The sequence below is a fragment of the Brevibacterium sp. 91QC2O2 genome, assembly GCF_024580695.1.
GTDB classification, from domain to species: domain Bacteria; phylum Actinomycetota; class Actinomycetes; order Actinomycetales; family Brevibacteriaceae; genus Brevibacterium; species Brevibacterium moorei.
Map to the genome: position 1 here is coordinate 1 of NZ_JANIJY010000042.1, position 6,836 is coordinate 6,836.

The 6,836-nt window shown below is 65.6% G+C and carries 4 protein-coding genes; all 4 read left to right on the forward strand.

All coding sequences use genetic code 11. From position 1 onward, the window contains the following. Window positions 1-270 precede the first annotated feature (270 nt). The 4 genes from NQ036_RS15230 (at window position 271) to NQ036_RS15245 (ending at window position 6,790) form a co-directional block, all read left to right on the forward strand. Window positions 271-1,641 carry a VWA domain-containing protein gene (locus NQ036_RS15230; protein WP_257059965.1) on the forward strand — a complete coding sequence of 457 codons (1,371 nt, stop codon included), beginning with the start codon at window positions 271-273 and terminating at the stop codon, window positions 1,639-1,641. Between the two features lie 211 nt (window positions 1,642-1,852). Then, window positions 1,853-4,399, forward strand: coding sequence for a prealbumin-like fold domain-containing protein (locus NQ036_RS15885; RefSeq protein ID WP_257059968.1), 2,547 nt, complete (start codon window positions 1,853-1,855; stop codon window positions 4,397-4,399). A 71-nt stretch (window positions 4,400-4,470) separates the two neighbouring features. Beyond that, on the forward strand, window positions 4,471-5,838 hold the full coding sequence (locus tag NQ036_RS15240; protein ID WP_257049441.1) for a SpaH/EbpB family LPXTG-anchored major pilin: 1,368 nt from the start codon (window positions 4,471-4,473) through the stop codon (window positions 5,836-5,838). Window positions 5,839-5,860: 22 nt separating this feature from the next. Then, on the forward strand, window positions 5,861-6,790 hold the full coding sequence (locus NQ036_RS15245; protein WP_257059970.1) for a class C sortase: 930 nt from the start codon (window positions 5,861-5,863) through the stop codon (window positions 6,788-6,790). The last annotated feature ends 46 nt before the right edge of the window (window positions 6,791-6,836 follow it).

The following is a 6,836-nucleotide window of genomic DNA, read 5'->3' on the forward strand; positions in this document are numbered from 1 at the left end:
GGGCGACAGGAATTCCCCGAACGATCTCGTTAAGCACCTCGGACCATTCCTGGTTCGAGTAGTTCACTGCGATGTATGGCATACGCCCCTCCTGGGAAGGGTGTTGCACTAGCACCTTGAGACCGCCTCCGGTTTTCAAGACCAAGGTGACTGCTATTCGGAGGGGGGAATCACGTGGTGTGCCGCCTGTTATATTCATAGGTTGAGATACCGCACGAGCGGCCATATCGGTCCGCAGTTCGAAGTGTGCGGTTCCAATCCGGAGGAACCATGTCTGGTGGGGGAACGCGGCGTCGATGGGGCGCCGGCCTGTGCGTATTGGGCCTGCTGCTGGGCACCCTGGCGCTGTTCGCGCGCCCCGCGTTCGCCCAGACGAATCCGCCGCTGCCCGCGCGCTGCGGATTGCGGGTCGCCGTGGTCCTCGACATGTCGTCCTCGCTGAGTGCCGCGGACGTGGCCCAGGCGAAGCGGGCCGCCCATAGGATGGTCTCCGGCCTGGCCGGGACGCCCAGCAGCGTGGGCCTGTACACCTTCGCCAGCTATGCCCCGGACCGGACGAACCAGCCCCTGGCCGCAACCCCGGTCGCCGAGGAATCCGGGGCCGGGACCGTGCATGCGGCCATCGACGACCTCCAGCGGGTGCCCGCGTCCGTGGGCGGCACGAACTGGGACTGGGGCCTGGCCCAGGTGGGGACGGGCTACGATCTTGTCCTGTTCGTCACCGACGGCAGGCCCACCGCTTATGGCGTGCCGGGACAGCAGGGCAATCGTGACCTGGGGACCCGCACCGATGCGATCGACCTGGAGCGGGCCAAGGCCTCGGCCACAGCGCTGCAGGCCGCCGGAACGCGGATCGTCGCGCTGGGAGTGGGCGAGAGCGTCGATGCCTCGAACCTGCGGGTGATCTCCGGACCGGATGCCGGCTCCGACTACCACCTGGTGGGTGACTACGAGGACCTGCCCGCGATCCTGCAGGAGGCCGCTCTGGGCAACTGCGCGCAACCGGAACCGAGCACCTCGGCCGTACCCACTGCCCCCGCACCCGAGGCCACGGCGCCGACCGCACCCGTGCCGTCGGTGCCGAGCCCGGAGCCGTCTATTACCACGTCCAGCCCGACTGCGAGCCCCGTGCCCGGCACCTCGCCGACGGCTACTGTGACATCCTCGGTCCCCAGCGGCACGCCGGTCCCGAACACGCCCCGGCCGCCGGCCGCCACGACGGTGCCGGGGGAGGCCCCGACTGCGGGTGGCCCGTGCCCCGACGCACCGGATACGGGTACGGGGATGGGCCCGACCGGCGATCCCGAGGTGATGGGCACGGGCAGCGTGTCCTGGTGCCTGTTGGACATGGGGGCGACCGACACCACCGACCCCGGTTGGTTGCTGGGCGGTTCGACTTGGCGCCTGACCGGGCCCGATGGCACCTTTGCGATCGTGGAGGACAACGGCGCCAATGACTACGATCCGGCGCCGGGCCGGATCCGGGTGGGTGTGCTGGCCGACGGCGAATACACGGTCATGCAGACGCGGGCTCCTGCCGGCTACCTGATCCATGAGAATCCCGGAGTTCTGCGCGTGCAGGGGAACAAAGCAGTGGAGGGTTTCACCTTCGCGCCGCTGTTCAATATCCCCTTGGGGTAATCGGGTGGGGTAGGGAGTCACGCTAGGGCGGAATCTCCCCCTTGGGTGATGCGAATTACTACGCACACTTTACGGATTTACGAGCGGCTGTTTGGCGCGACTACCTATCTTCCGCAGGATACCTATGGGTTCTTCTCGATTCCCTCGTAGGTTTGGGCGCGTATCGAGCTCGAACCTGCTCCCCAGCAGGTCCATCTGAGGAGCAGTAGTAGTGAAGAAACCTGAACACGCCACCGGGCGCGCTCGTCCCGGTAGCCTGAAACGACTGAGCGCGGTTGTCGCCACCGTGGCGCTGACGGCCACCGGCGTGGGATTCGGCGCCGGGACCTCTTGGGCCGCACCGAGCACCTCCGCCGAGGTCACCGCCGATCCGACGGCGACGTCCACCGCGACGAGCAGGTCGACCGCGGACTCCACTTCCAGCGCAACGGCATCGGCTGCGAATTCCAAAGACGCGGTGAAGTCCGTCGACATCGGCCCGCAGGCCGCGGCACGCACCATTCGCTGCGATGCGGGGGTTGTCTACGGGGTGTCTGCGAACGGGCAGCTCCAAGAGGTCACCAACGGTAATGTGCAGGAAGTTGGAAACAAGGCAACGTCCACCACCTACGATTGGTGGGGAAATCCCAGGGAGAATCCGGTCTCTTCCTTCAACGGACTGGGCATCGGTACCGACGGCCAGCCGATCTACGCCTATGAGCGCGGTGATCGATCGAATATGACGATCTACCAGTACAACCCGACCGTCGGCACATGGAGCAAGAAGACCGACTATTCGCTGTCCGATAATTACCGGGCCAGTAGTCTCGTCGCCGGTGCCGTGAACCTGGCCACGGGGGACTACTACTTCGGTGGATATTCTGGGTCGAGTAATAACCAGACTTTCAAAATCTGGAAGTACACGGGGTCCGGCTCGCCCACCTACGTGGGCGACATCAGCGCACCTGGGATTCCCCGTGAGTCAGGTGCGAATGGCGACATCGCCTTCGATGCCGACGGCAACCTCTTCGTGGTCCTGGGCAGCGGTAGTAAGACCAAGGTCTTCTCGGTGACAGCTGCGAACTTGGCGCGGGGCAATGGCGGTCGCATCACGTCCTCGGTGTCCGGTACCTATGACACAACCTCCAATGTCAACGGCGTCGCCTTCGATTCCGATGGCAAGGCCTATCTGGGCTCGGGCAGTACCGTGCAGTCCTATGACATGCCGAACTGGTCGAACCAGGCCACTTTCGTCAACCGTGGCCTGTCCAGCACCGACCTGGCCTCGTGCTCCTCTCCGGCCACGATCACCGTCCGCAAGGACGTGGTGGGCCGCGCGCAGGCAGCCGATCAGTTCCACCTGACCGCCAAGCAGGGCAGCACGGTTTTGGGCGAGGCCACTACCGAGGGCAGCGACATCGGCATCCAGGACCAGATCGTCGGCCCACAGCCGGCCAAGCGCGAAACCGAACTGACCTTCTCGGAAGCCGGTGTGGGCAATACCCGGTTGGGCGACTACGCCTCGGCCTATGAGTGCGAAGCCGACGGTCGGCATATGGACAATGCCAGCGGAACCGGGACCTCGGGCAAGGTGTCGATCCCGGTCGGCGCCAAGGCGGTCGTCTGCACGATCAAGAACGCCCCGCTGACCGCCGATGTGACGATCCACAAGGACGTCGCGGACGCCAAGGGCGAGAACGCCACCGCTGCCAAGGACTGGACGGTGGGCGCCAAGGCCACCGCCACCTCGGGCACGGTCGACGCGGCTCCCACCGTCGCAACCCAGAAGACCAACGCCTCCGGCGATGCGAAGTGGGCGCTGAAGTTCGGCACCAGTTTCTCTCAAGCCACGGTGGACGTCTCCGAGGTCCAGCAGTCCGGCTACGCCTTCCACGCGGGTTCGTGCACCGTGACCCACCTGGACGGCTCCACGACCACGGCCAAGCTCGATGACGAGAACACGAAGTCACTGAAGGGCATCGTGCCTGGCGACTCCGTGAAGTGCTCGTACACGAACAAGGTCGCGGGCTCCCACTTGAGCCTGGTCAAGCAGGTCGACAACAGGTACTCCGGTGATGGCACGGCCTCCGACTGGACGCTCAAAGCAGAAGGTACAGACAAGACCATCGAGGGCAAGACCGGCACCGCCGATGTCACGACGGTCAGCGTTCCGGCCGGCGGCTACACCCTGTCCGAATCCGGCGACAATGCCGGCTACCGGGCAAGCGCCTGGAGCTGCGTGGACGCCGATAAGAACACCGTGGACGTCACGGATGCGAAGGTCGACCTGAAGTCCGGCAAGGACGTCACCTGCACGATCACCAACTCGGACAAACCCGGCCAGGCCACCTGGTCCAAGGTCGACGATGGAGGCCACGGCCTGGCCGGCTCCGTCTGGACCCTGACTGGTCCCGGCGACTCCACCGCCACCGTCGAGGACTGTGTTGCGGACAATGCAGACGCGTGCACGGGTGCTGACAAGGACCCTGCCGCCGGCACCTTCAAGCTCGACGGTCTGCACTGGGGCGACTACACCCTCCGGGAGTCCAAGGCTCCCGTGGGTTACACGCTCGACGATAAGGAACACCAGTTCACCGTCAAGGGCGATGATCTGGCCCTGAACATCGGGACGATCGTCAACACACAGGCCGAAGCGCCTGCGCTGCCGCTGACCGGCGGCCGTGGCACGGACGCCTTCGTCCTGGCCGGCGGGGCGACCCTGCTGGTCGCCGGAGCAGCCGCCTCGGTCTACGGCATCCGCCGACGCCGCAGCGCCTGAGCCCTCCAACAGCAAACCCACCCACGATTCTCCCTACCCGGCCATCCGGCCACCCCTGAAAGGAAACACCCATGGGAAACTCGAAGTTCGGCTTGTGGCAGCGTCTGACTGTCATCGCGGCCGCTTCCGCTCTGAGCGTCGCCGGCCTGTCCGGTGCCGCCAACGCCGTTGAAGTCACCGGTGTCGGCAACATCGACTCCACGGCCAAGGGCTCCATCACCCTGCACAAGTACGACTCGGAAAACCCCGGCGGTAAAGGCGATGGTTCGAAGATCACCGACACCGACGCGCTGGGCAACCCCCTCGAAGGGATCGGCTTCACCCTCTACAAGGTCAACGACGTCGACCTGACGACGAACGCCGGCTGGACCGAGGCCTCGCAGGCCACGGCCGGTGACTACACCGGTACCGCACTGACCAAGGTGGGCGAGAAGACCACCAACGCAGCCGGGGAAATCGATTGGTCCAACCTGGACCTGGGCCTGTACAAGGTCGTCGAGTCCAACTCGGATGCCGTCACCGCCAAGGCCGCCGACTTCCTGGTGACCCTGCCTCTGCCCCAGGGCAAGGGCGGCTGGTTGTACGACGTCAACGTCTACCCCAAGAACACCGTCAAGGAGGGCACTCCGGTCAAGGAGGCCAACGATCCTTCGAACGTGGTCATCGGCTCCGACGTGACCTGGGACATCAAGGCACCGGTCAACGCCAAGGGCAAGAAGATCGCCAACTTCTCCATCGGCGATAATCTGGACCCCCGCCTGGGCTACAAGTCCACGACCGTCGACGGCTTCACCGAGGGCACCGACTACACGGTGAACGTCGATGGCCAGAAGGTCACCGTCGAGTTCACCGCCGCAGGCGTCGCCAAGCTCAAGCCTGCGCAGGTCGTGACCGCCCACATCACCACCACCGTCAAGGACCAGGGGGATGGCACGGTCGAGAACCAGGCCATCGTCTACACGAACGACCCCAAGCACGAGACCGGCACCAAGACCAATGAGCCCACCACCAACTGGGGTTCGCTGGACCTGGTGAAGTACGCCAAGGACGATGAGTCCAAGTTCCTGGCCGGTGCGGAATTCGATGTCAAGCACGGTGACAAGGTCGTCGGCCACCTGGTGACCGACGCCAACGGCAAGGCCGGCATCACCCTGTGGGTCGGCAACGACGATGACACGACCGAGGACTACACCCTGGTCGAGACCAAGGCCCCGGCCGGCTACGTGCTGGACTCCACGCCGATCAACGTGACCGTCAATGCCGGTGACACCGCCCATGCCGCCATCGCCAAGGTCGCCAACACGCAGTCCGGTCACCCGGAGCTGCCCCTGACCGGTGCCAACGGCAAGCTGCTGGCGACCATCGCCGGTATCGCCCTGCTGCTGATCGCCGCGGGTGCGGGCATCGTCGCCGCCAACCGTCGCAAGACGAACGCGTGAGCAATCGGGTAGCAGCACGACTATGAGCGATATGCTCACGCAGCGGCGCAGGCCGGCGAAAGCCGGACTGCGCCGCTGGCGTTTCCCGAAACTTCCGGCCTTCATCGCCGTTGTGGCCCTGGTGGGCCTGAGCGTGTGGACGTACCCGTCCGTCGCAGCGTGGTTCAACCAGCTGGACCAGTCGAAGATCGTCGAAGAGGCCGGCACCGTCCACGACGGCGCTGCCAAGTCCAATGCGGAACAGCTCAAGGCAGCCCGTGCCTATAATGAGCAGCTGGAATTCGGCGCCACCCTGGAGGCCGGCCACCGGATCCCCTCCGGGCGCACCCCGGCGGCGGGCGAGGATTCCAGGGCACCCGATGTTCCCACCTATGACGAGGCCCTCAACGACGGTCGCAGCCCGGTGATGTCGCGCCTGCGGATCCCCAAGATCGATCTGGATCTGCCGATCTACCACGGGACCTCGGACGAAACCCTGCTCAAGGGCCTGGGCCAGCTACAGGGCACCAGCCTGCCCGTGGGCGGTGCAGACACCCATGCAGTCATCACCGGTCACCGTGGCCTGGCGGAGGCAACGATGTTCACCCATCTGGACAGGCTCGGCAAGGGTGATCACTTCACTCTGACGACCTTCGGCGAAGTGTTGGCCTACCAGGTGATATCGACCAAGGTCGTCGACCCGGACCAGACCGAATCCCTGCGGCCCGAGGCGGGCAAGGATCTGGTCACGTTGGTCACCTGCACTCCGCTGGGCATCAACTCCCAGCGGATTCTGGTCACCGCTCAGCGGATCTTCCCGACCCCGCCGGCTGATCAGGAGGCCGGGACATCCGCCCCGAACGTGCCCGGCTTCCCCTGGTGGGCGCTGATCCTGGGCGGGGGCCTACTGGCGGCGATCGGCTATGTCTGGTGGGCGGGTCGGCCGGTGACTCCGCGAGGCAGCCGCCACTGAAGCCGGACTCTCCGATTCGCAGCCGGGACGAGACGCTGAGCAGTCG

Excerpts from the sequence above, each read along its gene's own strand:
- NQ036_RS15230 (WP_257059965.1), top strand. The coding sequence starts at position 271 with ATGTCTGGTGGGGGAACGCGGCGTCGATGGGGCGCCGGCCTGTGCGTA.
- NQ036_RS15240 (WP_257049441.1), top strand. The coding sequence starts at position 4,471 with ATGGGAAACTCGAAGTTCGGCTTGTGGCAGCGTCTGACTGTCATCGCG.
- NQ036_RS15245 (WP_257059970.1), top strand. The coding sequence starts at position 5,861 with ATGAGCGATATGCTCACGCAGCGGCGCAGGCCGGCGAAAGCCGGACTG.